The sequence below is a fragment of the Georgenia sp. X1117 genome, assembly GCF_057784635.1.
This window is the reverse complement of sequence record NZ_CM173492.1, coordinates 2,118,034-2,143,039: the sequence shown is the minus strand read 5'-3', so window position 1 is coordinate 2,143,039 and position 25,006 is coordinate 2,118,034. Positions and strand designations below refer to the sequence as shown.

The 25,006-nt window shown below is 75.9% G+C and carries 23 protein-coding genes; 11 read left to right on the top strand and 12 right to left on the bottom strand.

Going from position 1 to position 25,006, the window contains the following annotated elements; translation table 11 throughout:
* The first annotated feature begins 87 nt into the window (after positions 1-87).
* Positions 88-687, top strand: coding sequence for a protein-L-isoaspartate O-methyltransferase family protein (locus AC3D3D_RS09860; protein ID WP_463661897.1), 600 nt, complete (start codon positions 88-90; stop codon positions 685-687).
* On the opposite strand, the gene AC3D3D_RS09855 is transcribed toward AC3D3D_RS09860, so the two are convergent.
* Positions 645-1,148 carry a winged helix-turn-helix transcriptional regulator gene (locus AC3D3D_RS09855; protein WP_463662099.1) on the bottom strand — a complete coding sequence of 168 codons (504 nt, stop codon included), beginning with the start codon at positions 1,146-1,148 and terminating at the stop codon, positions 645-647. The genes AC3D3D_RS09860 and AC3D3D_RS09855 overlap by 43 nt on opposite strands.
* A 129-nt stretch (positions 1,149-1,277) precedes the next feature.
* On the opposite strand from AC3D3D_RS09855, the gene AC3D3D_RS09850 reads away from it, so the two are divergent.
* Positions 1,278-1,829: a dihydrofolate reductase family protein gene (locus tag AC3D3D_RS09850; RefSeq protein ID WP_463661896.1), complete on the top strand. Its 552-nt coding sequence runs from the start codon at positions 1,278-1,280 to the stop codon at positions 1,827-1,829.
* Positions 1,830-1,859: 30 nt separating this feature from the next.
* On the opposite strand, the gene AC3D3D_RS09845 is transcribed toward AC3D3D_RS09850, so the two are convergent.
* From AC3D3D_RS09845 to AC3D3D_RS09800, 10 genes are all read right to left on the bottom strand, one after another.
* On the bottom strand, positions 1,860-3,482 hold the full coding sequence (locus AC3D3D_RS09845) for a dihydrolipoamide acetyltransferase family protein (protein WP_463661895.1): 1,623 nt from the start codon (positions 3,480-3,482) through the stop codon (positions 1,860-1,862).
* 22 nt (positions 3,483-3,504) lie between these two features.
* On the bottom strand, positions 3,505-4,527 hold the full coding sequence (locus AC3D3D_RS09840) for an alpha-ketoacid dehydrogenase subunit beta (protein WP_463661894.1): 1,023 nt from the start codon (positions 4,525-4,527) through the stop codon (positions 3,505-3,507).
* Positions 4,527-6,008, bottom strand: coding sequence for a pyruvate dehydrogenase (acetyl-transferring) E1 component subunit alpha (gene pdhA, locus AC3D3D_RS09835; RefSeq protein WP_463662098.1), 1,482 nt, complete (start codon positions 6,006-6,008; stop codon positions 4,527-4,529). The genes AC3D3D_RS09840 and pdhA overlap by 1 nt, the downstream gene beginning before the upstream one ends.
* A gap of 211 nt (positions 6,009-6,219) precedes the next feature.
* On the bottom strand, positions 6,220-7,317 hold the full coding sequence (gene hisC, locus AC3D3D_RS09830; protein WP_463661893.1) for a histidinol-phosphate transaminase: 1,098 nt from the start codon (positions 7,315-7,317) through the stop codon (positions 6,220-6,222).
* Between the two features lie 58 nt (positions 7,318-7,375).
* Positions 7,376-8,926: a mycofactocin biosynthesis glycosyltransferase MftF gene (gene mftF, locus AC3D3D_RS09825; RefSeq protein ID WP_463661892.1), complete on the bottom strand. Its 1,551-nt coding sequence runs from the start codon at positions 8,924-8,926 to the stop codon at positions 7,376-7,378.
* A gap of 90 nt (positions 8,927-9,016) precedes the next feature.
* Positions 9,017-10,675: a hypothetical protein gene (locus AC3D3D_RS09820; RefSeq protein ID WP_463661891.1), complete on the bottom strand. Its 1,659-nt coding sequence runs from the start codon at positions 10,673-10,675 to the stop codon at positions 9,017-9,019.
* On the bottom strand, positions 10,675-10,926 hold the full coding sequence (locus AC3D3D_RS09815) for a hypothetical protein (protein WP_463661890.1): 252 nt from the start codon (positions 10,924-10,926) through the stop codon (positions 10,675-10,677). The genes AC3D3D_RS09820 and AC3D3D_RS09815 overlap by 1 nt, the downstream gene beginning before the upstream one ends.
* 127 nt (positions 10,927-11,053) lie before the next feature.
* Positions 11,054-11,800: a hydrogen peroxide-dependent heme synthase gene (gene hemQ / locus AC3D3D_RS09810; RefSeq protein ID WP_463661889.1), complete on the bottom strand. Its 747-nt coding sequence runs from the start codon at positions 11,798-11,800 to the stop codon at positions 11,054-11,056.
* Positions 11,797-13,050 (bottom strand): ferrochelatase, encoded by a 1,254-nt coding sequence (locus tag AC3D3D_RS09805; protein ID WP_463661888.1) that lies wholly within the window; start codon positions 13,048-13,050, stop codon positions 11,797-11,799. The genes hemQ and AC3D3D_RS09805 overlap by 4 nt, the downstream gene beginning before the upstream one ends.
* Entirely contained in the window at positions 13,047-14,468 is a 1,422-nt protein-coding gene (locus AC3D3D_RS09800; RefSeq protein WP_463661887.1) for a glutamyl-tRNA reductase, read from the bottom strand. Before AC3D3D_RS09800 ends, AC3D3D_RS09805 begins: the two co-directional genes overlap by 4 nt.
* An 83-nt stretch (positions 14,469-14,551) precedes the next feature.
* On the opposite strand from AC3D3D_RS09800, the gene hemE reads away from it, so the two are divergent.
* From hemE to purB, 7 genes are all read left to right on the top strand, one after another.
* Complete coding sequence (gene hemE / locus AC3D3D_RS09795) at positions 14,552-15,619, top strand: uroporphyrinogen decarboxylase (RefSeq protein ID WP_463661886.1); 1,068 nt, start codon at positions 14,552-14,554, stop codon at positions 15,617-15,619.
* A 2-nt stretch (positions 15,620-15,621) separates the two neighbouring features.
* Positions 15,622-17,079, top strand: coding sequence for a protoporphyrinogen/coproporphyrinogen oxidase (locus tag AC3D3D_RS09790; RefSeq protein ID WP_463661885.1), 1,458 nt, complete (start codon positions 15,622-15,624; stop codon positions 17,077-17,079).
* A gap of 214 nt (positions 17,080-17,293) precedes the next feature.
* The gene (hemC, locus tag AC3D3D_RS09785) at positions 17,294-18,244 is read left to right on the top strand and encodes a hydroxymethylbilane synthase (RefSeq protein ID WP_463661884.1); all 951 of its coding nucleotides are present in this window, start codon (positions 17,294-17,296) and stop codon (positions 18,242-18,244) included.
* On the top strand, positions 18,241-19,119 hold the full coding sequence (locus AC3D3D_RS09780; protein ID WP_463661883.1) for a uroporphyrinogen-III synthase: 879 nt from the start codon (positions 18,241-18,243) through the stop codon (positions 19,117-19,119). The genes hemC and AC3D3D_RS09780 overlap by 4 nt, the downstream gene beginning before the upstream one ends.
* A complete protein-coding gene (gene hemB, locus AC3D3D_RS09775; protein ID WP_463661882.1) occupies positions 19,116-20,108 on the top strand; it encodes a porphobilinogen synthase in 993 nt (330 codons plus the stop codon). The genes AC3D3D_RS09780 and hemB overlap by 4 nt, the downstream gene beginning before the upstream one ends.
* On the top strand, positions 20,105-21,460 hold the full coding sequence (gene hemL / locus AC3D3D_RS09770; RefSeq protein ID WP_463661881.1) for a glutamate-1-semialdehyde 2,1-aminomutase: 1,356 nt from the start codon (positions 20,105-20,107) through the stop codon (positions 21,458-21,460). The genes hemB and hemL overlap by 4 nt, the downstream gene beginning before the upstream one ends.
* Before the next feature lie 38 nt (positions 21,461-21,498).
* The gene (purB, locus tag AC3D3D_RS09765; RefSeq protein ID WP_463661880.1) at positions 21,499-22,929 is read left to right on the top strand and encodes an adenylosuccinate lyase; all 1,431 of its coding nucleotides are present in this window, start codon (positions 21,499-21,501) and stop codon (positions 22,927-22,929) included.
* A 160-nt stretch (positions 22,930-23,089) separates the two neighbouring features.
* Here purB and AC3D3D_RS09760 read toward each other — a convergent pair whose 3' ends face one another.
* Complete coding sequence (locus AC3D3D_RS09760; protein ID WP_463661879.1) at positions 23,090-23,452, bottom strand: DUF2185 domain-containing protein; 363 nt, start codon at positions 23,450-23,452, stop codon at positions 23,090-23,092.
* Positions 23,453-23,602: 150 nt separating this feature from the next.
* On the opposite strand from AC3D3D_RS09760, the gene AC3D3D_RS09755 reads away from it, so the two are divergent.
* Together AC3D3D_RS09755 and AC3D3D_RS09750 are read left to right on the top strand one after the other, a co-directional pair.
* Complete coding sequence (locus AC3D3D_RS09755; protein ID WP_463661878.1) at positions 23,603-24,349, top strand: DedA family protein; 747 nt, start codon at positions 23,603-23,605, stop codon at positions 24,347-24,349.
* Positions 24,346-24,975, top strand: a complete 630-nt coding sequence (locus tag AC3D3D_RS09750) for a GNAT family N-acetyltransferase (protein WP_463661877.1) — start codon at positions 24,346-24,348, stop codon at positions 24,973-24,975. Before AC3D3D_RS09755 ends, AC3D3D_RS09750 begins: the two co-directional genes overlap by 4 nt.
* Positions 24,976-25,006: the final 31 nt, after the last annotated feature.

Here is a 25,006-nt window from a genome sequence, read left to right as displayed (position 1 = left end):
CCCGACGAGTGAGCACTTTTCTGCCTGCCCTCCACGGCCGCGGAGGTGGGCATGGGCGGGCGCCGGCCGGTGCCGTAACGTGGCCGGATGCGGAGGCGGACGACGCCCACGCGCGTCGACGAGGCGATGGCGGCGGCCGACCGCGCCCGCTTCCTGACGACGGAGACGCGGCCCTACGCGGCGACCGACGGTCCGCTGACGATCGGGCACGGCGCGACGTGCTCGCAGCCGTCGACCGTGCGTCGGATGCTCGACCTGCTCGACGTGCCGGCCGGTGCGCGCGTGCTCGACGTCGGCAGCGGGTCGGGCTGGACGACGGCGATCCTCGCCGAGCTGGTGGGGCCGGGCGGGCGGGTGCTCGGCGTCGAGTCGGTCCCCGAGCTGGTCGCGCGCAGCCGCGCCGCGCTCCGGGCCGAGTCCGCGTGGGACCACGCGGAGGTGCGGGTCGCCGACGCCGACGTGCTCGGCGCACCGCAGGACGCCCCGTTCGACCGGATCCTCGTCTCGGCGATGGCCGACGAGGTCCCCGCCGAGCTGGTCGCCCAGCTGACGGTCGGGGGCGCGATGGTGGTGCCGGCCGGCGGCCGCCTGGTGCGGGTGGCGCGGACGGCCCAGGGGTGGACGTCGGACGCCGCCCCGGGCGGCTACCGGTTCGTGCCGCTGCGCCGGCCGACGAGCTCCTCGTAGGCCGACGTCAGCTCCGTGAGGACCGACCGCTCAGGAACTGGCTCGCCGAGATGGATGGCCCGGAGCTCGGCCATGAACGCCTGCCACATCTCGGGTCCGCCCTCCTCGAGCAGCTGGGCCCGGATGGAGAGCTCCTCGCTCACCGGGCGGTGCCGCCGCCCCCACGCGCCCATGGTCGCCAGCACCGGCAGCAGCTCGATGCCCCGCTCGGTGAGCGAGTAGAGGACCTTCTGCCGGTGCGTGGGGTCGTCGCCGCGGGAGACGAGGCCCGTCTCCACGAGTCGGCGCAGCCGGTCGGCGAGGATGTTGGAGGCGATGCCCTCCTCGGAGCGCGTGAGCAGCTCGCGGAAGTGGCGCCGGTTCCCGAACATCATGTCCCGGACCACGATGAGGCTCCACCGGTCGCCGAGGACCTCGAGGGTCTGGTTGATCGGGCAGCCCGACCGTCCCGACGTCGGCACACGCACCTCCCGCTCGTCTCCTCGCCCCGGCGGTCGTCATCACGGGGCGCGCATGTACCGGTTGCACAACGCCACCACACATTCTACGTTGGCCGGGACCGGTTGCGAACTGCCATCAAAGGGGTGGGCATGGGCACGCTGATCGTCTGGAACGTCATGTCGCTGGACGGGTTCTTCGAGGGCACCGAACCCTGGGACCTGCGGCTGCACGAGCACATCTGGGGCGACGACCTCTACCGGCTCAGCCTCGACATCGGCGACGAGATCGGTCTGCTCGTCCTCGGCCGACGCACCTACGAGGGCTTCGTCGAGCACTGGCCCGAGAACACCGACCAGCCCGACATCGCGGCGTACATGAACGCCGTGCCCAAGCTCGTGGCCTCGCGCACGCTGACGGAGGCCACCTGGGCGAACACGGAGATCACGGCCGACGCCGTCGCGGAGGTCGCGCGGCGCAAGGCCGCGGACGACCGGCCCGCCTACGTCTTCGGCAGCGCCGAGCTCGTGGACTCGCTGCTCGCCGCGGGGCTCGTCGACGAGTACCTCGTCGGCGTCGCGCCGGTCCTGCTCGGCGCCGGGAACCGGCTCTTCCGGCCCGCGGAGCAGCCGCGACCGCTCACGCTGATCGACTCGCGCACGACCGACACCGGCGGTGCGCTGCTGCGCTACCGGGTCGGCTGACGCGGCAGGCGCGGCAGGTCAGCGGGCGGGTCAGCCCCAGACGAGCGCCATCGAGGGGTCCTCGAGGATGGTGGCGACGTCCTTGAGCACGAACGAACCCAGCGCGCCGTCGACGAGCCGGTGGTCGAAGCTCAGCGCCAGCTGGGTCACCCAGCGCACCGCGATCTCGCCCTCGTGCACCCAGGGCTGCTGCCGCACGGCGCCGAAGGCGAGGATCGCGGCCTCCCCGGGGTTGAGGATCGGGGTGCCGGTGTCGATGCCGAAGGCGCCGACGTTGGTGATGGTGATCGTGCCGTCGGCCATCTGCGCCGGCTGCGTCCTCCCGGCGCGCGCGGTGGCGGTGAGGTCACCGAGCGCCTGGGCGAGCTCCTTGAGGTTGAGCCGGTGGGCGTCCTTGACGTTGGGCACCACCAGGCCGCGCGGGGTGGCGGCCGCGATGCCGAGGTTGACGTAGTGCTTGTAGACGATCTCTCCGGTCTCGTCGTCCCACGAGGCGTTGATCTCCGGGTGCCGGTTGACGGCCAGCAGCAGCGCCCGCATGGCGACGAGCAGCGGCGTGACGTGCAGGCCCTCGAACTCGCGGTCCTTGCGCAGCCGGGCGACGAGCTCCATCGTCCGCGTGACGTCGACCGTGTGGAACTCGGTGACGTGCGGGGCCGTGAAGGCCGACTGGACCATGGCCTCGGCGGTCCGGCGTCGTACCGAGCGGGCGGGCACGCGGGTGCGCCGGCCGTCCGGGGAGACCGAGCCGCCCTCGAGCCAGGGCTCGTCCTCGGACCAGGTCGCCAGCTGCTGGACGTCGGAGCGCTGATGGAGCGCGACGACGTCCTCGCGGGTGACGATCCCGCCCGGGCCGGTGCCGTGGACGGAGTCGATGTCGACGCCGAGGTCCTTGGCCAGGCGCCGCACCGGGGGCTTGGCCCGGGTCGGGCCGGCGCTCGGACGGACGAACGTGGTGCTCGACCCACCGCCGGTCCCGTCGGCGCCGGGCGCCTGACGCGGACGTCCCGGGGGCACGCGCGTGCCGGCGGGAGCGGGCCGGCTCTCCAGGGGCGCCTGGCCCGCGCCGCTCGCGGGAGCGGGTGCACCGGCTGGTGCCTGCGCGGCGGTCGAGGGGGCGGGGGCACCAGGGGCGGGAGCAGCCGGCGCGGCGTCGGCACCGGCGGCGGGGCCAGCGGGCGCAGGGGTACCGGCGGCAGGCCCGGCGGTCGAGGCGGCGGGTCGGGCAGCGGGCGCTGCCCCGGACGTGGCCACGGGCGCCACGCGGGGCCGGCGGCGCGCGGCCCCGGGCTTCGTGCCGTAGCCGACGAGGACGGCGCCTGATCCCTCGTCTGCCCCCTCGGCCGCGGCCTTGCCGCCCGTCTCGCCGCCGGCGGGGGCGGCGGGCTGCTCGGGCTCGTCGGGCCGGGTGTCGAGCTCGACGATGGGGGTGCCGACGTCGACGGTCGTGCCCTCCTCGACCAGCAGCGCGCGCACCGCACCGGCCACGGGGCTGGGCAGCTCGACGACGGACTTCTCGGTCTCGACCTCGCACAGGGTCTGGTTGACCTCGACCCGCTCGCCGACGGAGACGCTCCAGGCGACGATCTCGGCGTCGGTCAGGCCCTCGCCGACGTCGGGCAGGCGGAAGAGGTGGTGTCGCGGCTCGCTCATGGCAGCTCCTTGGGTCGTCGGCTCAGGCGGCCAGCGAACGCTCGACGGCGTCGAGGATCCGGTCGAGGGAGGGCAGGTAGACCGACTCGTGCGCGGAGGCGGGGAAGGGCGTGTGGTAGCCGCCCACCCGCAGCACGGGCGCCTCGAGCTCGTAGAAGCAGCGCTCCTGGACGGCGGCGGCCAGCTCGGCGCCGGGGCCGAAGAAGGTCGGCGCCTCGTGGACGACGACGAGCCGCCCGGTGCGGTGCACGGAGGCGACGACGGCGTCGACGTCGAGCGGGGAGATCGAGCGCAGGTCGATGACCTCCACGCTCGACCCCTCCTCCTGGGCGACCTCGGCGGCCTGGAGCGAGACCTTCACACCTGGACCATAGGTGGCGATCGTCAGGTCGGTCCCGGGACGCACCACGCGGGCGGCGTGCAGGTCGCGGGCCAGGGCCTGCTCGGAGAGGTCGACCGGCGTCTCGAGCTCGACCGGCCCCTTCTCCCAGTAGCGGGCCTTGGGCTCGAGGAAGAGCACGGGGTCCGGGGAGGCGATGGCCTGCTGGATCATCGACCAGCCGTCGGGGGCGGTGGCCGGGGAGACGATGCGCAGGCCGGCGGTGTGGGCGAACAGCGCCTCCGGGGACTCGCTGTGGTGCTCGATCGCGCCGATGTGGCCGCCGTAGGGCACGCGCACGACCACCGGCATGCTCAGGGCCCCCGCGGTGCGGTAGGTGAGCTTGGCCAGCTGGGTGGTGATCTGGTTGTAGGCCGGGAAGATGAAGCCGTCGAACTGGATCTCGACCACCGGGCGGTAGCCGGCCATGGCCAGGCCGATCGCGGTGCCGACGATGCCGGACTCCGCGAGCGGGGTGTCGACGACGCGGTCGGTGCCGAACTCGGCCTGCAGCCCGTCGGTGACCCGGAAGACGCCGCCGAGCGGGCCGACGTCCTCCCCCATGACCAGCACCTTCTCGTCGCGGCTCATGGCGGAGCGCAGGCCGGCGTTGATCGCCCGGGCGAGCGGGAGCGTGGTCGCCGTGGCGGGCGGGGCGGGGTGCATCAGCGGGCCTCCTGCGCGTTCTCGGTGTCCGCGAAGCCGGCCTCGAAGGCGGTCATCGCCGCCCGGTCGGCCTCGACCTGGGCGTGGGGCAGCGAGTGGACGTGGTCGAACATCTCCTCGGCCGGCCCGGACCGCATGGCGACGCACGCGGCGCGGGTGGCGCGGGCCAGCTCGGCGGCCTCGGCGTCGACCTGCTCGAGGAACGCCTGGTCGGCCTGCCCGGTGGCCAGGAGGTGGGCGCGCAGGCGGTCGATCGGGTCCTTGGCCCGCCAGTCGGCCTCCTCGCCGTGGGTGCGGTATCGGGTGGGGTCGTCCGACGTCGTGTGGGCGCCCATGCGGTAGGTGACCGCCTCGATGAGGGTGGGCCCGCCGCCGGCGCGGGCGCGGCGCAGCGCCTCGGCGGTGACGGCGTAGGAGGCGAGGACGTCGTTGCCGTCCACGCGGACGGCGGGGACGCCGACGCCGGGTGCGCGGCGGGCGATCGGCACCCGCGACTGGACGTCCGTGGGCACGGAGATCGCCCAGAAGTTGTTCTGGCAGATGAGCACGACCGGCGCCTGGGCGGAGGCGGCGAAGACGAGGGACTCGTTGAAGTCACCCTGGGAGGTGGCACCGTCGCCGTGGTAGACGACGACGGCGCGGTCGGCGTCGGTGCCGGTGCCCACGTCGCCGTCGCGCTGGATGCCCATGGCGTAGCCGACGGCGTGCAGGGTCTGGGCGGCGATGACGAAGGTCTGGACCTGGAGGTTGTGCTCGCGGGGGTCCCAGCCGCCGTGGCGGGTGCCGCGCATGACCGGCAGCAGCTCGGTCAGCGGCAGGCCGCGCACGTGGGCGACCCCGTGCTCGCGGTACGACGGGAAGATCATGTCCCGCGGCAGCTGGGCGTGCGCCGAGCCGATCTGGATGGCCTCCTGGCCCAGGCTCTGCGCCCACAGGCCCAGCTCGCCGGTCCGCTGGAGGTTGGTCGCCTCGGTGTCGAAGGACCGCGTGAGGACCATGTCGCGGTACATCGTGCGCAGCCGCTCGGGGTCCAGCTCGGCGGCGAGCGGGCCGTAGACCGGGTGGTCGAGGCGGTCGCCGGCGGGGGTGAGCAGCTGGACCGGGGTGTCATCCGGGGTCAGCGAGGCGCCGTCCGGGTAGGGGACGGGCGCGGCGGCGTCGGCACGGGCGGGCGGGCTGGCCTCGTCGGTGGGGGCTCCGGCCCCGTGGGCCGCGTCGTCGCGGGTCCGCTCCGTCGCGGTGGGCCCGACGGCGGGCGGCGCCTGGTCGGACGGTCGGTGCTGGGCATTCGTCGTGGGGACGGACACGCAGGTCTCCTTCGGTGGTCCGGTGCCTCGACGCGCTCCCGGACGGGAGGACCGCCGAGGTGCCCTCGGGGCGGCCCGGGGCCGGCCGGCCGCACGATCGGTGCGGCCGGCCGGTCGGGACCTCGCCGCACGGTCGGTGCGGCCGGTCCGAGCCGTCGAGGACGGGAGGCGGATCCGTCGCTCCCCGCCCACGGAGAGCTACCTACGGTTGTGTAGGCTACACAGGTGTAGGTAGCGGCGCGAGACGACGCGGCCGTGGTCCGCACCACGGCGGGCGACGCGCCGCGGGGACCTGCCAGATCGCGGGCCCGGCCGTCGCACGGAACCATCCGGCCCGCTCGCATGTGCCCGCGGGGAGCTATCGACGCACCCCGCGACCGGCCGCTCAGCCCAGGTGCGCCGCGACCACCTCGAGCACCGCGTCAGTGTCCTCGGCCGTGCCGATGCTGATCCGCACGCCGTCGCCGGGGAAGGGCCGCACGAGCAGGTCGGCCTCCTTGGCCGCCTCCGCGAAGGCGACCGCGCCGTCGCCGAGCTGGAGCCAGACGAAGTTGGCCTGCGTGTCGGGGACCTCCAGGCCGAGCCGGCGGAGCCCGGCGACGAGCCGCTCCCGCTCGGCCACGACCTCGGCGACCCGGCGCCTGATCTCGGCGTCGGCGTCGAGCGCGGCGAGCGCCGCGGCCTGGGCCGGTGCCGAGACGCCGAAGGGGGTGGCCGCCGCCCGGAGCCCGGCGACGACGTCGGGGTGGCCGAGGGCGTAGCCGACCCGCAGTCCCGCCAGCGAGGCCGCCTTGGAGAAGGTGCGCAGCACGACGAGGTTGGGGTGGGCGTGCAGCAGCGAGGGGCCGTCGGTGGGGTCGGCGGAGGTGACGAAGTCGATGTAGGCCTCGTCGAGCAGGACGAGCACCGTCGGCGGGACCTCGGCGAGCAGCCCGGCCACCTCGGTGCGGGTGAGCGCGGTCCCGGTGGGGTTGTTCGGGGAGCACAGCAGGAGCACCCGGGTGCGCTCGGTGACCGCCTCGACCATGGCGTCCAGGCGGTGGCGGCCCTGGGCGTCGAGCGGGACGCGCACCATGGCCGCGCCGGTGAGCTGGACGGCGATCGGGTAGGCCTCGAAGCTGCGCCAGGGCGCGACGACCTCGTCGCCGGCCGTGCAGGTGGCGCGCAGGATCGTCTCGAGCACCGCAGTCGAGCCGCCGCCGACGGCGACGTGGGCCGGGTCGAGGCCGTGCCGCTTCGCCAGGGCCGCGACGAGGTCCACGGCCGCCATGTCCGGGTAGCGTCCCGCGTCCTCGACCGCCGCGGTGACGGCCTCGAGCACGCCGGGCAGCGGCGGGTAGGGCATCTCGTTCGACGAGAGCTTGGCGACGCGGCGGCCGTGCGCGGGTCGCTCGCCAGGGACGTAGGCGGGCAGGGTGGCGACGTCGGCGCGCAGCAGGTCGCCGGGGGTCGCGCCGGCCGGGGTGGGGATCATGCTGGACATCCCCCCAGCATGCCCCGATCCGGCCGGGCAGCGCCCGGTCGACCGGTGCGCGGGCCGGTCAGCGCCGCCGGGGCCAGCGCGGCAGCCGCGGCCGCGGGGTGACGACGGCGGGGGTGCGCTCCTTGATGGCGTTGGTGATGACGCCGGTGCCGTACGAGGCGTCGTCGAGGAGCCGCATCGCCAGGCTGCGCAGCGGGTCGAGGCGGGTGGGCGAGAGGATGTGGTCGCGCACCGGCTCCCACATCATGGCGGCGGCCACGCCCCTGGCGAGGCGCGAGCGCGGGGTGGCGGCGAGGACGGACCAGCCGACCGGCCACCAGTCGCGCCGCAGGAGGTGGCCCGTCCAGAAGCCGTCGGAGAAGATCTGGCGCCCGGCCATCTCGACGACGACGCTCAGGGGCACCTCGTCGGGCAGGCTCGCCCGCTGACGGGCGATCTCGTAGGCGACGACACCGGCGGCGAGGCGGCGGTGCCCGGTCGAGGCCAGGGCGATGACGGCGAGACCGGAGAGCGAGGGGGAGGCCGGGGTCAGGCGGCCGGGGTGACGCTGCTCGAGCGGGGCGGCGGAGCTGCCGTAACCGGCGCGGCGGCTCGTGAAGGCCGACCAGGAGGTGCGGACCTCGTGGTGCACGACGACGCCGGGCGCGTACAGGACGTTCCAGCCCGCCTCGTCCATCCGCCAGAAGAGGTCGACGTCCTCGCCGATGCGCAGCCCGGGCTCGAACGGCGGGTCGGTGACGGCGCTGCGGCGCACGAGGACGGCGGCGCTGGGCAGCCAGCCGACCATGACCCCGTGGACGACGCGGCTGGGGATCGCCCCCATGTCGATCTCCGAGCGGGTCTCCTCGTAGAGCTCGATGGCGCTCTCGCCGTCGAACCGGGGCCGTACCCGGGGCCCGACGGCGCCGAGCCGCTCGTCGTCGAGGAAGGGCCGCAGGCGGGCGATCCAGTCGTCGCTCGCCCGGGCGTCGGAGTCGATGAAGGCGATGAACGGCGCGGTCGTCGCGGCGAAGCCGGTGTTGCGCGCCCCGCCGGGACCCTGGTTGACCTCGTGCCGGATGAGCCGCGCGCCGTGCCGGGCGGTGATCTCCTCGATGCGGGCGGCGTGGGCCGGGTCGGGGGTGGCGTCGTCGACGACGGTGACGGGGTGGCCCTCGACGGCGAGCGAGGCCAGCAGCGGGTCGAGCAGCGTGGGGTCGCCGTGCATGGGGATGACGACCTCGACGTCCGTGACCTCGCCGTGGGGCACGGGCAGGGGGTGCAGGATGCCCCGGTCGAGGAGGAACCGGACGGCGGCCCGCTCGACGTCGTCCGCGGCGGTGATGCCTGATTCGCCGGCGGCCGCGGCGCGGCGGGCGAGGTCGCGCCAGGGCTCGGGGACCACGGTGACCGAGAACGGCGACCCGCCGAGGACGACCTTGCCGGCCCGCAGGACGGTGTCCGGCGACCAGAAGACCGCGCGGGCGGCGACCGGGTCGTCGGCGCCGCGCTCGGGCGGTGCGGGGAAGGGGGGCGGGCCCCAGGGCGTCGGGCCGTCGTCGGAGGAGCGCGGCGCCGTCCCCGGCGCGGCCCCGTCCACGGGCGACGTCTCGTCCACGATGCTCGTCACGTGCTCTCCTCGTTCGGTCGGGGACACTCGCCACAGCCTGTCACAGGGTGACATAACCGGGCCGGTCCGCGCCCCCGCCACCGCCACCGCTCAGCTCCGTGCGATCTCGACGATGACCGAGCTGGTGACCGCCCCCTCCTCCTCGGTGCCGAGCAGGTGGGCGAACTGCGCCTGGACACCGGCGACGTCGTGCTCGCCCCCGCGGTGCTCGACCACCCCGTCCCAGGCCGCCGCCGAGTGCTCGGGGTAGTGCCCCTGGAAGGCCCACAGCTGCTCGTTCGCCTCGGGGGAGGTCACGGTGTCGACGGTGTAGGTGGTCCGGCTGCCCGTCCCGGGTCCCGGCGGCACGTGCGGGACGGCTCCCCCGTCCAGGCCGCTGACGGCGTCCTCGGTGATCTCGATGCCGACGTGGTGCCCGCTCGAGGGGGCGGGGATGTCGGCCACCGGCGAGCTGAGGGTGACGCTGGCCCGCAGGTCGTAGTCCTGCGCGGCCGCGGAGCTGGTCCAGCGGGCGATCGCCAAGCCGCCCTGGGAGTGGCCGACCATCCCCACCGCGTCGCCCGGCCGCGCACCGGCAGCCTCGAGCGCCTCGCTGATGCCCTCGAGGATCGCGGCGTCGGCCCCTGCCGCCAGCTCGACGTTCGACCCGTGGTCCATGGGGTTGTCCGGGTCGACGATCTCGTCGGCATTCGTCCCGGGCACGACGACGACGAAGGAGGTCGACCCGTCGGCGTGCTCGGTGCGCAGCACCTCGACGTGGGTGCGGTTGCTGCGCCCGGACTCAGCGTGCAGGGGGTCGATCCGGTCGATGACGTCGGCGACCTCCTCCACCTGCTCGGCCGAGGCCCGGGCGGGCCGCAGGGTGGGGTGCGCGGCCCGGGAGAGCAGCCACCCGACGGGGGTGGCACCGCCGAGGGCTGCCCCGAGCGGGCCGGCCGAGGCCGGGGTCCACAGTCCCGGGACCCCCAGCGGGTCGACCCGCACCTCCGTGCCGCTGCGGGACATGCCGTTCTCTGTCGCCCAGGTGCCGACGAGGGGTGCCACGGTCCGAGCCGTGGTCGCTTCTTCTTGGTCGTCCGCACCGCGCAGCATCGCCCACAGGCCGACGGGGGTGGCGTTCATGACGACGGAGGCGAGTAACCGAGGGAGGTAGAAGGTGTCGGTGAGCCTGTCCAGCGCAGCCACCCCCTGGTCGACCTGCACGGAGATCGGTACGCCGTCCGGACCGACGGCCTCACCCGGGTCGGTGACCACTCCGACGGCGCGCCAGACGATGAGGGCGTCGACCGCGATCCGGGCGCCGGTGACGTCGAGGAAGAGGTCGCCGACGATCTGAGAGAACGAGCGCTCGGCCTCGGTGTCGACCGCGTCCACGAGCAGGGCCCAGGCGTCGAGACCGTCGGCGAGGTCGACGGTGCGAGCGGCGGTGGCGGTGATCGAGTCCGCCGCCGCGTAGGCCGCGGCCCGGCCAGCGGCGATGTCGCCGGAGAGCCCCGGGTCCGCGCCGGGGCGGGCCATGGTGCTCGCCGCCCGGCCGCCGAGCTGCTCGGCGGAGCCGACGAGGCGCAGCGCCGCGGCCGCCGCGTCCAGCTCCTCGCCGTGGGCGCGCAGCTCGGCGGCCATCGCCCGCACCTCGTCGGTGTCGACGACCATCGGGTCGCCGGAGGAGACGATGTGGATCGCGCCCACGGGGTCCGGCGGGACCGGCGGGTCCGGGCGGCTGATCAAGGTGGCCGGGTCGACGCGCATCAGCCCGCACCGCCGCTCGCGACGACGCGCACCCAGAGCCGGAGGTACGTGGCCTCGAGGTCGGACAGGGTCGCCAGGATGCCGTCGAGCTCGGCGACCAGGCCGTCGACACCGTCCTCGGCCGCCCGCCCGGCCTCCCCGGTCCACAGCGTCGACCGGCATCCCGCCAAGCCTGCGCGCACCGCCCGCACCGCTTCCGCCTGAGCGCGCACGCGCTCGATGTCCGTCCCCACCGACAGCTGGTCGAGCATGACCGCCCCCTCTCCTCGCCCTGCACGCTAGGCAGCGAGGGTGGGGCCGGGCGCAGCGCGGTGGCCCCACCTGTGGGCACCGATGCGCGGGGGCGCGCTGTGGAGCCCGCCGGGTACCGCTCCCGCGTCAGTCCGCCGCGAGCGGCTGCCGGCCGGCCCAGTCCGCGAGCTCGACGCGGGGCCCGGTGTAGAAGGGCGTCTCCTCGCGCACGTGCCGGCGGGCATCGACGCCGCGCAGCTCGCGCATGACGTCGACGATCCGGTGCAGCTCGGGGGCCTCGAAGGCGAGGATCCACTCGTAGTCGCCGAGCGCGAAGGCGGAGACCGTGTTGGCCCGGACGTCGGCGTAGTCGCGGGCGGCCATGCCGTGCTCGCGCAGCATGCGGCTGCGGTCCTCGGCGGGCAGCACGTACCAGTCGAGCGAGCGCACGAACGGGTAGACGCTGAGGTAGTCGCCGGCCGGCTCGCCCGCGAGGAACGCGGGCACGTGGCTGCGGTTGAACTCGGCCGGGCGGTGCAGCCCGACGACGGACCACACCGGCTCCAGGGCGGCGCCGAGGTCGGCCGCGCGCAGCGCGTGGTAGGCCGCCTGGACCTCCTCGATCGAGCCGGCGTGCCACCAGACCATGAGGTCGGCGTCGGCCCGCAGGCCCCCGACGTCGTACCAGCCGCGCACCTCGACGCCCGTGGCACGCACGGCGCGTTCGGCGTCGGCGACGAGCGTGTCCCGCTCGCGCGCGTCCGCCGGCAGCGGCTGCGCCGTCGCGAAGACGGACCACATCGTGTAGCGGATCGTCGCGTTGAGCGCCTCGGCGTCGGGCGCCCCCGCCCCGGCCTGGTCGCCGGCGCCCGGCCGCGCGGTCTCCTCGGTCATGCCGCTCCCTCCGTGTCGACCGGGGGCACGACGTCCCCCGGCTGCCCGCACAGCGCGAGCCGTCCGTCGTCCACACCGTCCCGCACGGCGCAGCAGCCCACCGCGCAGGCCGAGTCCCAGGCCGGCAGGTCGCCGACCACCGCGCGCCGCCCCGGGGCGCCTGGCCCGGCGCCGCGCGACTCCGCGGCCAGGTCGAGGAGCAGGTCCACCAGGGAGGCGACGAACAGCGGCGAGGTGCCCGCCGTCGCGGCCCGGGCCATCGGCAGGCCGAGCTCCTCGGCGGTGGCGGCGGCCTCGGTGTCGAGGTCGTAGACGACCTCCATGTGGTCCGAGACGAAGCCGATCGGGCTGAGCACCACCGAGTTCGCACCGGTGGCGGCCAGCTCGCGGAGGGCATCGTTGACGTCCGGCTCGAGCCACGGGGTGCGCGGGTCGCCCGAGCGCGAGCAGTAGGTCAGCGTCCAGTCGAGCTCGCGGCCCAGCCGGCGCCCGACCTCGGCGGCCACGAGCCGGGCGACCTCCTCGTGCTGCTCGGCGTAGCTCGCCGCGGCACGACGACCGGAGGCGAGCTCCATCGTCGTCGGGATGGAGTGGGTGACGAACATAAGGTGCGGCGCAGCGTCCAGCGAGCGCATGGCCTCCTCGACGGCGTCGGCGTTGGCGCCGACGAAGCCGGGGTCGTTGAAGTAGGGCCGCACCTTGTCGACCACCAGCGGGCGCCCCTCCGCCACGAGGGCGGGCACGTAGCGGCCCACGTCCTGGCGGTACTGGCGGCACGAGGAGTACGAGCCGTAGGCGGAGGTGGCGATCATGGCGACGCGGCGGGCGCCGCCGTCGTAGAGCTCGCGCAGCACGTCGATGCCGTCGGGGTCCCAGTTCCGGTTGCCCCAGGCCACCGGGAGGTCGAGGCCGCGTGAGTCCAGCTCGGCGCGCAGGGCGGCGAGCAGGTCGCGGTTGAGGTCGTTGATCGGGCTGCGGCCGCCGAAGGCGTAGTAGTGCTCGCCGACCTCCTCGAGGCGCTCGTCGGGGATCCCGCGCCCGGCGGTGACGCGGCGCAGGAAGGGCACGACCTCCTCGGGCCGCTCGGGGCCGCCGAAGGACATGAGCAGGACGGCGTCGTAGGGGGCCAGCGCGGCGGCCGCGCCGGCGCTTCCCGCCGGCTCGGCTGCCTCGACTGCGTCGGCCGGTCCGGCGTCGTCGGCACGTCCGGCGCCGGTCGGCTGCGCGGATCTGGGGGTCGTCACGGTCACGCGGTGTTCCTTCGTCTCGTGGCGCCCGTGGCGCCGGGGCCGGTGGCTGCTGCGGCACCCGCTGCGGGCTCCTCGCCCACGGCGATGCCGGTGACGAGCTCGAGCGCGCGGGCGAACTCCTCGCCGCGTCCCTCCCGGCCGGCGGTGCGCGCGGCGACGGTCGGCGGGTGCGCGAGGCGGGCGGCCAGGCGCCGCAGGGCGCGGGCCGCGTCGTCGGCGGGGACGGTGCCGCCCATGGGCAGGCGGCCCAGCTCGTCCTCCAGGGCGGCGCCGACCCGGTCGCGCACGGCCAGGACGACCTCGTCCATCTCGCGCTCGGCTCGGGTCGCGACGACGGCGCGCACCTCCTCGGCGAGCACCTCCTGGGCGCGGTGCACCTGGCCGTCGGTGGCGGCCGGGGCGTGGGCCTTGACCGTGTCGAGGTCGATGACGCGCACCCCCTCCAGGGCGGCCGCGGCCGGGGTGACGTCGTGCCGCAGGGCGAGGTCGACGACGACGAGCACCTCGTCGCGTCCGGCCGCCCAGCGGGCCTCGAGCGCGGCGCCCAGCGTGACCTCGTCGACGACGGGCACGCCCGTGCCACGGCAGGTCACCACGACGTCGGCCTCGGCGAGCTCGGTCACCAGGTCGCCGGCGGGGCGGACGTGCTCCTCCGCGGCGAAGCGCTCGGCGCGGCCGGAGGCGGACCAGACGCGGATGTCGGCGCACTCGCGCCGGCGCAGGGCGGCCAGGGTGGCGCCGGCGTAGGCGCCGGTGCCGACGACGAGCGCGCGGGCTCCCGCCCAGCTGGCGCGCGGCAGGTCGCGGGGACCGGGCACGGCCGGAGCGTCCGCCTCGCGGGGGCACGCCGGGTCGGCGGCGGCCGCGGGCGCCGGAGGCGCGACGGCGGCAAGGGGCGCAGGTGCGGACGCCGCGCTCGCGGCCCTGACCCCGGTGACGTGCGCGGCGAGGTCGAGGGCCACCGAGACCACCGAACGGCCGGCGGCGGCCAGGTCCGTGGCCACCGCGACGCGGCGCGAGGCCTTCGAGGCCCGCTGCAGCAGGTCCTCGAGCCCGGGGCTCGTGGCACCGGCCGCACGGGCATCCTCCAGGGCGCGGCGGACCTGCCCGACGATCTCCCGCTCGCCGACCACCATCGCGTCCAGGCCGCCGGCCACCTCGAATAGGTGCTGGACGACCTGGGCGCCGTGGGTGGTGGCCGTCAGGGCCTCGACCTCCGGCCCGGGCACGCCCGAGGCGGAGGCCAGGGCGCGGCGAGCGTTGTCGACGGCCTCGGCGGGGTCGGTGGCGTCGAGGTAGAGCTCGACCCGGTTGCAGGTGGTGAGCACGACCGCGCCGGCCACGGCGGGGTGCCGGGTGAGCGCGGCCGGCAGGGCGTCGGCGCCGACGCTGAGCCGCTCGAGGTCGTCGAGGGTCACCGAGTGATGATCGGCGGAAAGCAGGACGAGTGGCACCGAAACAGGTTAGCAATCCGCCCCGGGTCGCGTGCACACTATTCGCCATGACCATTTCCGGTAACCCCGTCGCCGCGTCCGGGCCGACCTCCTCCCCCGCCCTTCTCGAGGCCAGTTTCGGACGGCGCACGGACCGCCTGCCGGTCTGGTTCATGCGGCAGGCCGGCCGCTCGCTGCCCGAGTACCGCGAGGTGCGCGCGGGCACGGAGATGCTCGAGGCCTGCCTGACCCCCGACCTCGCCGCGGAGATCACCTGCCAGCCGGTGCGCCGCCACGGCGTCGACGCCGCGATCCTCTTCTCCGACATCGTCGTGCCGCTGCGCCTGGCGGGGATCGACGTCGAGATCGTCCCCGGCGTCGGACCGGTCATCGCCGAGCCCGTACGCACCGCCGCCGACGTCGACCGCCTGGTCGCCCACGAGCCGGGGGACCACGCCCCCATCACGGCGGCGGTCCGCGCCGTCGTGGCCGAGCTGGGCACCGGCGACCGCCCGGGCGAGACCCCGCTCATCGGCTTTGGCGGCGCCCCGTTCACGCTGGCCGCCTACCTCGTCGAGGGTCGTCCCTCGCGCGACCACCTGGCGGCCCGCTCCCTCATGCACGCCGACCCGGCGGCCTGGGAGCGGCTGATGTCCTGGACCGCGGACCTCACCGGCGCGTTCCTCACGGCCCAGGTCGACGCCGGGGTGCGCGCCGTCCAGCTCTTCGACTCCTGGGCGGGCTCCCTGTCGGTCGCGGACTACACCCGCCACGCGGCCCCCTGGTCGGCGCGCGCGCTCGCGCCGGTCGCGGGCCGGGTCCCGCGGATCACCTTCGGCACGGGGACCTCCGAGCTGCTCACCGTCATGGCCGAGCACGCCGAGGTCGTCGGCGTCGACCACCGCATCGGGCTCGACGTCGCCAACGATCGGCTCGGCGGCCGCGTCCCGCTCCAGGGCAACATCGACCCCGCGCTGCTGACCGCCCCGTGGGAGGTGCTCGAGCGGCACGTGCGCGACGTCGTCGAGGCCGGCCGCGCCGCCCCGGGGCACATCGTCAACCTCGGGCACGGCGTGCCCCCGACGACGGACCCGGGCGTGCTCACCCGCGTCGTCGAGCTCGTCCACGGCCTGTGACGGTGGGGACGACCTGGGACGTCGTCGTCGTCGGGGGCGGGGTCGCGGGGCTCACCGCCGCCCTCGACGCCGCCCGCGCGGGCCGGTCGGTGCTGCTGCTCGAGGCCCGCGACCGGGTGGGCGGCCTGGTCGCACCACTGCCGCTGACCATCGGGGAGGAGCAGGTCCTGCTCGACGCCGGCGCCGAGGCGATGGGCACCCGCCGCCCCGCGGCCGTCGACCTGGCGCGCGAGCTCGGCCTGCCGGTCGAGCACCCGGCGGCCGCCAGCTGGGTCCAGCCCGCCGGCGGTCCCGCCCGACCCGTCCCGCCGGGCTCGCTGCTGGGCGTCCCCGGCGACCTCATGCACCCGGCGGTCGTCGAGCTCCTCGGCGCCGAGGAGGCCGGGCGGGCCGCGCGGCGCGACGGCGGCACGGGGCTCGGCGCCGGCGCGGAGCACGCGGGCGCGGACGGCCCGACCTCGCTGGCCGAGGTCGTGCGGGCGGCCATGGGCGAGGCCGCCCTCGAGCGGCTGGTGCGACCGGTCGTCGGCGCCCTGCACGCGGCGGCCCCGGAGGACCTCGACGTCGACGTCGTCGCGCCGGGCCTGCGGGCCGCCCGGGCACGGACCGGCTCGCTCGGTGCCGCGGTGCGCGCCCTGGTCGGGGACCGGCCGGCGGTGGCGACCGTGCGCGGCGGGATGCACCGCCTGCCCGCCGCGCTGCTCGAGGCCGCGAGCGCCGCCGGGGCCGAGGTGCGCACCGGCCGCGCGGTGACCGCACTCTCCCGCGACGGCGGGGGCTGGCTCGTGCACGTCGGCGGCGGCGCCGCAGCGCCCGCCACGGACACAGCCACTTCCCCTGCCGCCGCCACTGCCAGCAGCACCGCTACCACCACCGGCGTCCGCACGCGGCGGGTCGTCCTCGCCCTGCCAGGCCCGGCCGCGCTCGGCCTGCTCGCCGGGCACGTCCCCGGCGTGGCGGAGGTGCGCCTCACCCCCGGCGCCCCGGTCGAGCACCGCACGCTCGTGCTCGACGCACCCGAACTGACCGCCGCCCCGCGCGGCTCGGGGATCATCGTCGAGGAGGGCGCACGTCCAGGTGGACGGGCGGTGCGCGCGAAGGCACTGACCCACGCGAGCGCGAAGTGGCCCTGGGTGGCCGAGCAGCTGGCCGGGCGCCATGCCGTGCGGCTGTCCTACGGGCGGCCCGGCGAGGAACCGCGCCGGGCCGACGTCGAGGAGGCCCTCGCCGACGCCGCCGCCCTGCTGGGGGTCGACCTCGACCGCTCGCAGCAGCTGGCCCACGCGCCCGTCTCCCACTCCGGTGCGCTCGCCCCGCAGACCCCGGCCACGCGGGCGGCCGTCGCCGCGCTCACCGACGACGCGGCCGCGGCGGGCCTGCACCTCACCGGCGCGTGGGTCGCCGGGACGGGCCTGCCGGCGGTCGTGGCGCACGCCCGCGACCTCGTCCGGGCCTGGTGATCTGCCAGGCATCTCACACGGCCACCTCACACGATTCTGACCCCGCAAGAACCACGACAAAACGCGCACATGACGACGCGTCGTCATATTCACCGTGATTGTCACGACGGGCCGTCAGGACAAACTCACAGAAATGATGACGGCGCCATTTTCGGCACGCGGAGCGCGTATATCTCGAATGTCTCCCGGGGCGTCCCGGTGCGAGGATGGGGCCATGACCTCCGCGCCTCCCGACCGTCCCTGGCGACTGGGCACCCGCGGCTCCGACCTCGCCCGCACCCAGTCCGGCCAGGTCGCTGACGCCCTCACCGCCGCCGGGGCCGGCCCGGTCGAGCTCGTCGTCGTGCGCACCGAGGGCGACGTCAACCGCGCCCCGCTGTCCACGCTCGGCGGGACCGGGGTCTTCGTCGGCGCGCTGCGCGCCGCGCTGCTCGACGATGAGGTCGACGTCGTCGTGCACTCGCTCAAGGACCTGCCCGTCGCCCCCTACCCCGGGCTGAGCATCGCGGCGGTCCCCGAGCGCGAGGACTCCCGCGACGCGCTCTGCGCCCGCGACGGCCTCACCCTGGCCACCCTGCCGACCGGCGCCCGCGTGGGCACGGGCTCGCCCCGCCGCGCCGCCCTGGTGCGCATCGCCCGCTCGGACGTCGAGATCGTCGACATCCGCGGCAACGTCCCCACCCGCCTCGCGCGCATCCACGACGACCTCGACGCCGTCGTGCTCGCCCTGTCGGGCCTGCGACGCCTCGGCCTCGAGGACGCCGTCACCGAGGCCCTCGGCGCGCCCGACTTCCTGCCCGCCCCGGGTCAGGGGGCGCTCGCCGTCGAGACGCGGGACGACGCCGACCAGACCATGCCCGCCCTCGCGGCCGCCCTGCGCGCGATCCACCACGCGCCCTCCGCGGCGGCGGTGGTCGCCGAGCGCACCCTGCTCGGCCGGCTCGAGGCCGGCTGCGCCGCCCCGGTCGGTGCGCTCGCCTCCTCCACCGACGCCGGTCTCGCCCTCGATGCCGTCGTGTCCCGCCCCGACGGCGCCCTCCACCTGCGCCGCTCGGCAGCGGCCCCGCTCGACCCGGCCGACACCACCGAGGCGGCGGCCCTGGGGCGCGACCTCGCCGACGAGCTGCTCATCGCCGGCGCCGCCGACCTCATGGACGACGCATGACCCCGGCGCCCACCGCCGCTGCCCGGGTCCTCGTCCCCCGCACCGGGCACCATCGGTTCGCCGACGCCCTGCGGGCGGCCGGCGCCGAGGTCCTCGAGGTCACGCTCACCCGCACCGTGCCCCTCGACGTCGAGGACGCCAACCTCGACCCCGCCGGCGCGGCCTGGGTGCTCGTCACCTCCGCCCGCACGGTCGAGAGGCTCGAGCACCACGAGGTCGGGGGCCGCCCGTGGCCGGCGGCCGTGGCCCTCGCCCGCTCGCGCGGGACCCGCGTGGGCTCGGTCGGCCCCGCCACCACCGCGGCACTGACGGAGGTCGGGATCGAGGTCGACGCCGAGGCACCCGAGGGGACGGCCGCGTCGCTGCTCACCGTCGTCGGGGCTCCAGAGGTCAAAGTGCTCGACGGCACCGGGGACCCCGCCACACCCTCGCGCCGCGTGCTGCTCCCGGCGAGCGCGCTGGCCGACCCGGCCACCTCCGCGGCCCTGTCCGGGGCAGGCTGGGAGGTGGCCGCCGTCGCGGTCTACACCACCGTCACCGCCGCGGCCGAGGACGTGGGCGCCGCACTCGCGACCTGGCCCGAGGTCGTCGTGCTCACCGCGCCCTCCACGCTGCGCGCCCTGCTCACCACCGCCGGGCGCCCCCCGGACCTGGTGGAGCTCGTGGCCATCGGCCCCACCACCGCCGCGGCGGTCCGCGCGGCCGGCCTGCGCACCGCCGCGGTCGCCGAGGCGCCCACCCCGGAGGCGGTGGTCTCCGCCGTCGTGGGCCTCGCCGCGACCGGCGCCACCGTCGAGGACCCGACCACCCCCACCGCTGCCGTTCCCACCACGACCGACCCGTCCCGCGCCGCCGGGACCAGGAGGAGACCATGACCGGCTTCCCGCACGTGCGACCCCGACGGCTGCGCGCCACCCCCGCGCTGCGCCGCCTCGTCGCCGAGACCCGCATGGACCCGGCCGACCTCGTGCTGCCGGTCTTCCTGCGCGAGGATCTCACCGAGCCGCACCCGATCGGCTCGATGCCCGGCGTCGTCCAGCACACGCCCGAGACCCTGCGCCGCGCGGCCGCCGAGGCGGCCGAGGCCGGCGTCGGGGGGATCATGCTCTTCGGCGTCCCGGCCACCCGCGACGCGACCGGCAGCGCGGCCACCGACCCCGACGGCGTGGCCAACGTCGGCCTGCGGCTGCTGCGCGAAGAGGTCGGGGAGGCGATGGTCGTCGTCTCGGACCTGTGCCTCGACGAGTTCACCGACCACGGCCACTGCGGCCTGCTCGCCGACGACGGGACCGTGGACAACGACGCCACCCTCGACAGCTACGCGCAGATGGCGCTGGCCCAGGCCGAGGCGGGGGCCTCGCTGCTCGGCCTGTCCGGGATGATGGACGGCCAGGTCGCCGCCGTGCGCGCCGCGCTGGACGCCGCCGGGCACACCGGCACCGGCACGCTGGCCTACGCCGCGAAGTACGCCTCCGCCCTCTACGGGCCCTTCCGCGAGGCCGTCGACTCCCAGCTGCGCGGGGACCGCACGACCTACCAGATGGATCCGCCCAACCGGCGCGAGGGGCTGCGCGAGACGCTGCTCGACGTCGAGGAGGGCGCCGACGTCGTCATGGTCAAGCCCGCCTCGCTCTACCTCGACGTCCTCGGCGACGTCGCGGCGGCCGTCGACGTTCCGGTGGCGGCCTACCACGTGTCCGGGGAGATGGCGATGGTCGAGGCGGCCGCGGCGCAGGGGTGGATCGACCGGCGGCGCACGATCCTCGAGACGCTGCTCTCGATCCGGCGGGCCGGAGCGGGCATCGTGGCGACGTACTGGGCGACCGAGGCGGCCGGCTGGCTGCGGGAGAGGGACGGACGATGACGGAGCAGGACATGGACCAGGCGACCGAGGCCGGACCCGCGAGCCGGGCGGCCTTCGACGAGGCGCTGGCGGCGATCCCCGGCGGCGTCGACTCCCCCGTGCGCGCGTACGGCTCGGTCGGCGGCACACCGCGGTTCCTCTCCTCGGCCCAGGGGCCCTACGTGCGCGACGTCGACGGGCGCGAGTACGTCGACCTCGTCGCCTCGTGGGGCCCGGCCCTGCTCGGGCACGCCCACCCGGCGGTCGTCGCCGCGGTGCAGGCGGCCGCCGCGGCGGGCCTGAGCTTCGGCGCCCCCACGACGGCCGAGACCGAGCTGGCCCGCGCCGTCACCGCACGCGTGGCCCCGGCCGAGCGCGTGCGCCTCGTCAGCTCGGGCACCGAGGCGACGATGACCGCGATCCGCCTCGCCCGCGGGGTGACCGGTCGGCCGCTCGTCGTCAAGGTCGCCGGCCACTACCACGGGCACTCCGACTCCCTCCTGGTCGACGCCGGCTCCGGGGTGGCCACCCTCGGCATCCCCGGCACCCCCGGGGTGCCCGAGGAGATCGCGGCGCTGACCGCCGTCGTGCCCTACAACGACGTCGAGGCCGTGCGCGCGGTCCTCGACACCCACGGCGACCGCGTGGCGGCGGTCATCGTCGAGGGGGCAGCGGCGAACATGGGCGTCGTCGCACCGGCGCCCGGGTACAACCGCGCGCTGCGCGAACTGACCACCGCCCACGGCGCGCTGCTCGTCCTCGACGAGGTGCTCACCGGCTTCCGCGTGGGCCCGGCCGGCTGGTGGGGCATCGAGGGCGCCGAGGAGGGCTGGGCGCCGGACCTGTTCACCTTCGGCAAGGTGCTCGGCGGGGGGATGCCGCTGGCCGCGCTCGCCGGCAGCGCCGCGGTGATGGACCACCTCGCCCCGGGCGGGCCCGTCTACCAGGCGGGCACGCTGTCGGGGAACCCGCTCGCGACGGCCGCCGGGCTGGCCACGCTCCGCCTCGCCGACGACGCCGTCTACGCGGCCGTGGACCGGGCCGCCGGGATCGTGGCCGACGCGGTGGGCGAGGCCCTGGACGCCGCCGGGCTGCCGCACGTCGTCAGCCGCGCGGGCAACCTCTTCTCGGTCTTCCTCGGCGAGTCCGCGGCGGCGGGCGTGACGGACTACGCGAGCGCGAAGGCCTCCGAGACGTGGCGCTACCCGGCGTTCTTCCGGGCGATGGCCGCGGCCGGGGTGCTCCTGCCGCCCAGCGCCTTCGAGGCGTGGTTCCTCACCGCCGCCCACGACGACGCCGCCCTCGACCGGGTCCTCGACGCCCTCCCGACGGCCGCCCGCGCGGCGGCGGAGGCGTCGGCGCCCCGGGACTGACGGTCCGGCCGCCTCCCGGTCTGGGGGAGAATCGCCCCATGGCGCGCACAGACCTGTCCTCGATCACCCCGCCCGTCGCCCTCGGGTCGCTCGACGGGCGCTACCGCGGCGCCGTCGCCCCCCTGGTCGACCACCTCAGCGAGGCCGCCCTCAACCGGGCCCGGCTGCACGTCGAGGTCGAGTGGCTCATCCACCTGTGCGACACCGGCGCCCTGCCCGGCGCCCCCACCCTCACCGACGCCGAGCGCGCCTACCTCCGGGGCCTCGTCGAGACCTTCGGCGCCGAGGAGGTCGCCGAGCACGCGGCCATCGAGGCCGAGACGCGCCACGACGTCAAGGCGGTCGAGTACCTCCTCAAGCGGCGCCTGGCCGCAGCGGCGGACGCGCTCGGCCCCGACAGCTCGCTGCCCGCCGCGCAGGAGATCGTGCACATCTTCTGCACCTCCGAGGACGTCAACAACCTCTCCTACGCCCTGACGGTGCGCTCCGCCGTCGTCGACGTGTGGCTGCCGGCCGCCACGGCCCTGACCGACGAGCTCGCCGCCCTGGCCGGCGCCACCGCCGAGGTCCCCATGCTCGCGCGGACCCACGGTCAGGCCGCCACGCCCGTCACGCTCGGCAAGGAGCTGGCAGTCACCGTCGCCCGGCTGCGCCGTCAGCTGGCCCGGGTCGCCGCGACGGAGTTCCGCGGCAAGATCAACGGGGCGACCGGCACGTACGGCGCGCACGTCGTCGCCGTGCCCGGCACCGACTGGCCGGCTGTCGCCGAGCAGTTCGTCACCGGGCTCGGGCTGAGCTTCAACCCGCTGACCACGCAGATCGAGGCGCACGACTGGCAGGCCGAGCTCTACGCCGACGTCGCGCGCTTCAACCGGGTGCTGCACAACCTGGCCACCGACGTGTGGACGTACATCTCGCTGGGCTACTTCCGTCAGCGGCTCTCCGCGCAGGGCTCGACCGGCTCCTCGACGATGCCGCACAAGGTCAACCCGATCCGCTTCGAGAACGCCGAGGCGAACCTCGAGATCAGCTGCGCGCTGCTCGACACCCTGGCCGCCACGCTGGTGACCTCCCGCCTGCAGCGCGACCTCACCGACTCCTCCACGCAGCGCAACATCGGCACGGCTTTCGGGCACTCGCTGCTCGCGGTCGACAACGTGCGCCGCGGGCTGGCCGGCCTCGACGTCGACGCCGAGGCGATGGCCCGCGACCTCGACGCGAACTGGGAGGTCCTCGGCGAGGCCGTCCAGCAGGCGATGCGCGCCGCCTCGATCGCGGGCGCCACCGGCATGGAGGACCCCTACGAGCGGCTCAAGGAGCTCACCCGCGGTCGGAAGGTGGACGGCCCCGCGATGCGGGAGTTCATCGGCTCGCTCGGGCTGCCGGGCGAGGTCGAGGACCGGCTCCTCGAGCTCACGCCGGCGAGCTACACCGGGCTGTCGGCCGAGCTCGTCCGCCGGCACGTCTGAGGCGGCGCGCGGCGGATCAGCCGGCGCTCAGCCGGGCGATCTTCTCGCGGATCATCCCCTGGCGCGGGTCGGCACCCGTCGCCTCGAGCGGTGTGCGCCCCCGACCGGCGAGGGGGGCGACGATCTCCGCATCCTCGGCCTGGCCGCGTCGAGCCCGAGATCAGCCACGATCGTGTCCCATGAGCTCGTCGGTGATGTCGCGCCCGCCGTCCGTCGCGTCGTGCACCCGGACCCGACGCCCCGCGTACCGGAGCTCGACATCCGCACCCACGGGGAGCGCGTGCACGAGGATGACGGCCGGCTCGATCGCGCACACCGAGTTGTAGTCGACGACCTGGATGTTCGCCGGGTCGTTGATGTACTCCTCGCTGTCGAACTCCGAGAAGATCCGCCAGCCGGAGTCCTCCGGCGCCTGGGGCTCGTTGCGCACCATCCAGCGCACCCGGCCGCGTCCCTGCATGACGTTGAGCGTCGCCATGCAGGCGCCCGCCCCCTTGATGAACTCGTTGGACGTCGCGCTCATGCAGCCATGCTTCCACCTGTCGGGCACGGCGGGGCGGATCCACGATCGGATCGGCCCGGACCAGCCTGCGGTCGGCCCTTCAGCCCCACCGTCGGGCATCTCACGGCGGGCCGACCGCACGGCCGTCCCCGCTCGCCATAGGTTGGACCGGTGACGTCGACCGCCCTCGCCCACCTGCCCGCCACGCCCCTGGCCCCGCTCGCCGCGAGCGCCGGCGGCACCGAGCAGCTCGACGGCATCGCCGGCTGGGCGGTGAGCATGATGGAGTCCCTCGGCGGCTTCGGTGCGGCCCTGCTCATCGCCATCGAGAACCTCTTCCCGCCGATCCCCTCGGAGATCATCCTCCCGCTGGCCGGGTTCACCGCCTCGCGCGGGGACTCCTTCGGGCTGCTCGAGGCGATCCTGTGGTGCACCGCCGGCTCGGTGTTCGGCGCCTACGCGCTCTACGGCGTCGGGGCCGCGCTGGGGCGCGAGCGCACGCGCGCCATCATGAACTGGCTGCCGCTCGTCAAGGTCGAGGACGTGGAGAAGACCGAGGCCTGGTTCGAGAAGAACGGCCGGTGGACCGTGCTCGTGGGCCGGTTCATCCCCATCTTCCGGTCGCTGATCTCCATCCCCGCCGGCATCACCCGCATGCCGCTGCTCGTCTTCGGCCTGCTCACCACCCTCGGCTCGGCCGTGTGGAACACCGTGCTCATCCTCGCCGGCTACTACCTCGGCGAGAACTGGCACGTCGTCGAGGACTACATGAGCTGGTTCCAGTACGTGGTCATCGCCGTCGTGCTCGCCCTGCTCATCTGGTTCGTCGTCAGCCACGTCCGCAAGGGGCGGTCGGGGACCGCCGCCGGGACCGGCCCCGACGACGGGACCCCGCCCGCCGCCGGACCCGCAGCATGACCGCCGAGGTCACGCCGGCCGCCCCCGGTCAGGACGGCGAGCTCGGCGCCCTGCTCGCGCGTGCGTTCGACGCCGACCCGCTCTTCCGCTGGGTCCTGCCCGACGACGGCCGGCGGTCCCGACGGCTCACGCCCTGGGCGGCGGCGAGCGTGCGCGTCGCCCGGTCCCACGGGGTCGTCGACACGGCCGGCGACGGCGGTGCCGTGGCCGTCTGGTACCCGCCGGGCCGGTCCCCGGGGGCGCTGGACCAGCTGGTCGGCGGCACCACCCGGCCACTGCTCGGGCTCGGCGCGGGGGCCGTCCTGCGGCTGGCGGCGGCCGACCGGCAGGCCCACGCCGCACGACGTCGCCACGACCGCGGCTCGGCCTGGTACCTCGCGTTCCTCGCCACGCACCCCGACCACCAGGGCCGGGGCCTGGCCGGTGCGCTGCTGCGCCGCGGGCTCGCCCGCGCGGACCGCACGGGGGTGCCGGTGTGGTTGGAGACCAACTCCGCGCGCAACGTCGAGATCTACGCGCGCTTCGGCTTCGACGTCGTCGCGCACGAGCCGGCCGGTCGGCTGCCGGCCTTCTGGGGTCTGCTGCGGCCCGGCCGCGGGGCGACCGAGCCCGGCCGCGACAGCTGAGGCCGGCGGAACGAGCGCGATCGGCCGCGCG

Coding starts and splice junctions, on each gene's coding strand:
- AC3D3D_RS09815 (WP_463661890.1), bottom strand. CDS start 10,926: ATGCTCGACCAGCTGTCGGTGGGGACGGACATCGAGCGCGTGCGCGCT.
- AC3D3D_RS09845 (WP_463661895.1), bottom strand. CDS start 3,482: ATGAGCGAGCCGCGACACCACCTCTTCCGCCTGCCCGACGTCGGCGAG.
- AC3D3D_RS09860 (WP_463661897.1), top strand. CDS start 88: ATGCGGAGGCGGACGACGCCCACGCGCGTCGACGAGGCGATGGCGGCG.
- hemL (WP_463661881.1), top strand. CDS start 20,105: ATGACGGAGCAGGACATGGACCAGGCGACCGAGGCCGGACCCGCGAGC.
- hisC (WP_463661893.1), bottom strand. CDS start 7,317: ATGTCCAGCATGATCCCCACCCCGGCCGGCGCGACCCCCGGCGACCTG.
- purB (WP_463661880.1), top strand. CDS start 21,499: ATGGCGCGCACAGACCTGTCCTCGATCACCCCGCCCGTCGCCCTCGGG.
- AC3D3D_RS09840 (WP_463661894.1), bottom strand. CDS start 4,527: ATGCACCCCGCCCCGCCCGCCACGGCGACCACGCTCCCGCTCGCCCGG.
- AC3D3D_RS09820 (WP_463661891.1), bottom strand. CDS start 10,675: ATGCGCGTCGACCCGGCCACCTTGATCAGCCGCCCGGACCCGCCGGTC.
- AC3D3D_RS09780 (WP_463661883.1), top strand. CDS start 18,241: ATGACCCCGGCGCCCACCGCCGCTGCCCGGGTCCTCGTCCCCCGCACC.
- AC3D3D_RS09850 (WP_463661896.1), top strand. CDS start 1,278: ATGGGCACGCTGATCGTCTGGAACGTCATGTCGCTGGACGGGTTCTTC.
- AC3D3D_RS09750 (WP_463661877.1), top strand. CDS start 24,346: ATGACCGCCGAGGTCACGCCGGCCGCCCCCGGTCAGGACGGCGAGCTC.
- hemE (WP_463661886.1), top strand. CDS start 14,552: ATGACCATTTCCGGTAACCCCGTCGCCGCGTCCGGGCCGACCTCCTCC.
- hemB (WP_463661882.1), top strand. CDS start 19,116: ATGACCGGCTTCCCGCACGTGCGACCCCGACGGCTGCGCGCCACCCCC.
- hemC (WP_463661884.1), top strand. CDS start 17,294: ATGACCTCCGCGCCTCCCGACCGTCCCTGGCGACTGGGCACCCGCGGC.
- AC3D3D_RS09760 (WP_463661879.1), bottom strand. CDS start 23,452: ATGAGCGCGACGTCCAACGAGTTCATCAAGGGGGCGGGCGCCTGCATG.
- hemQ (WP_463661889.1), bottom strand. CDS start 11,800: ATGACCGAGGAGACCGCGCGGCCGGGCGCCGGCGACCAGGCCGGGGCG.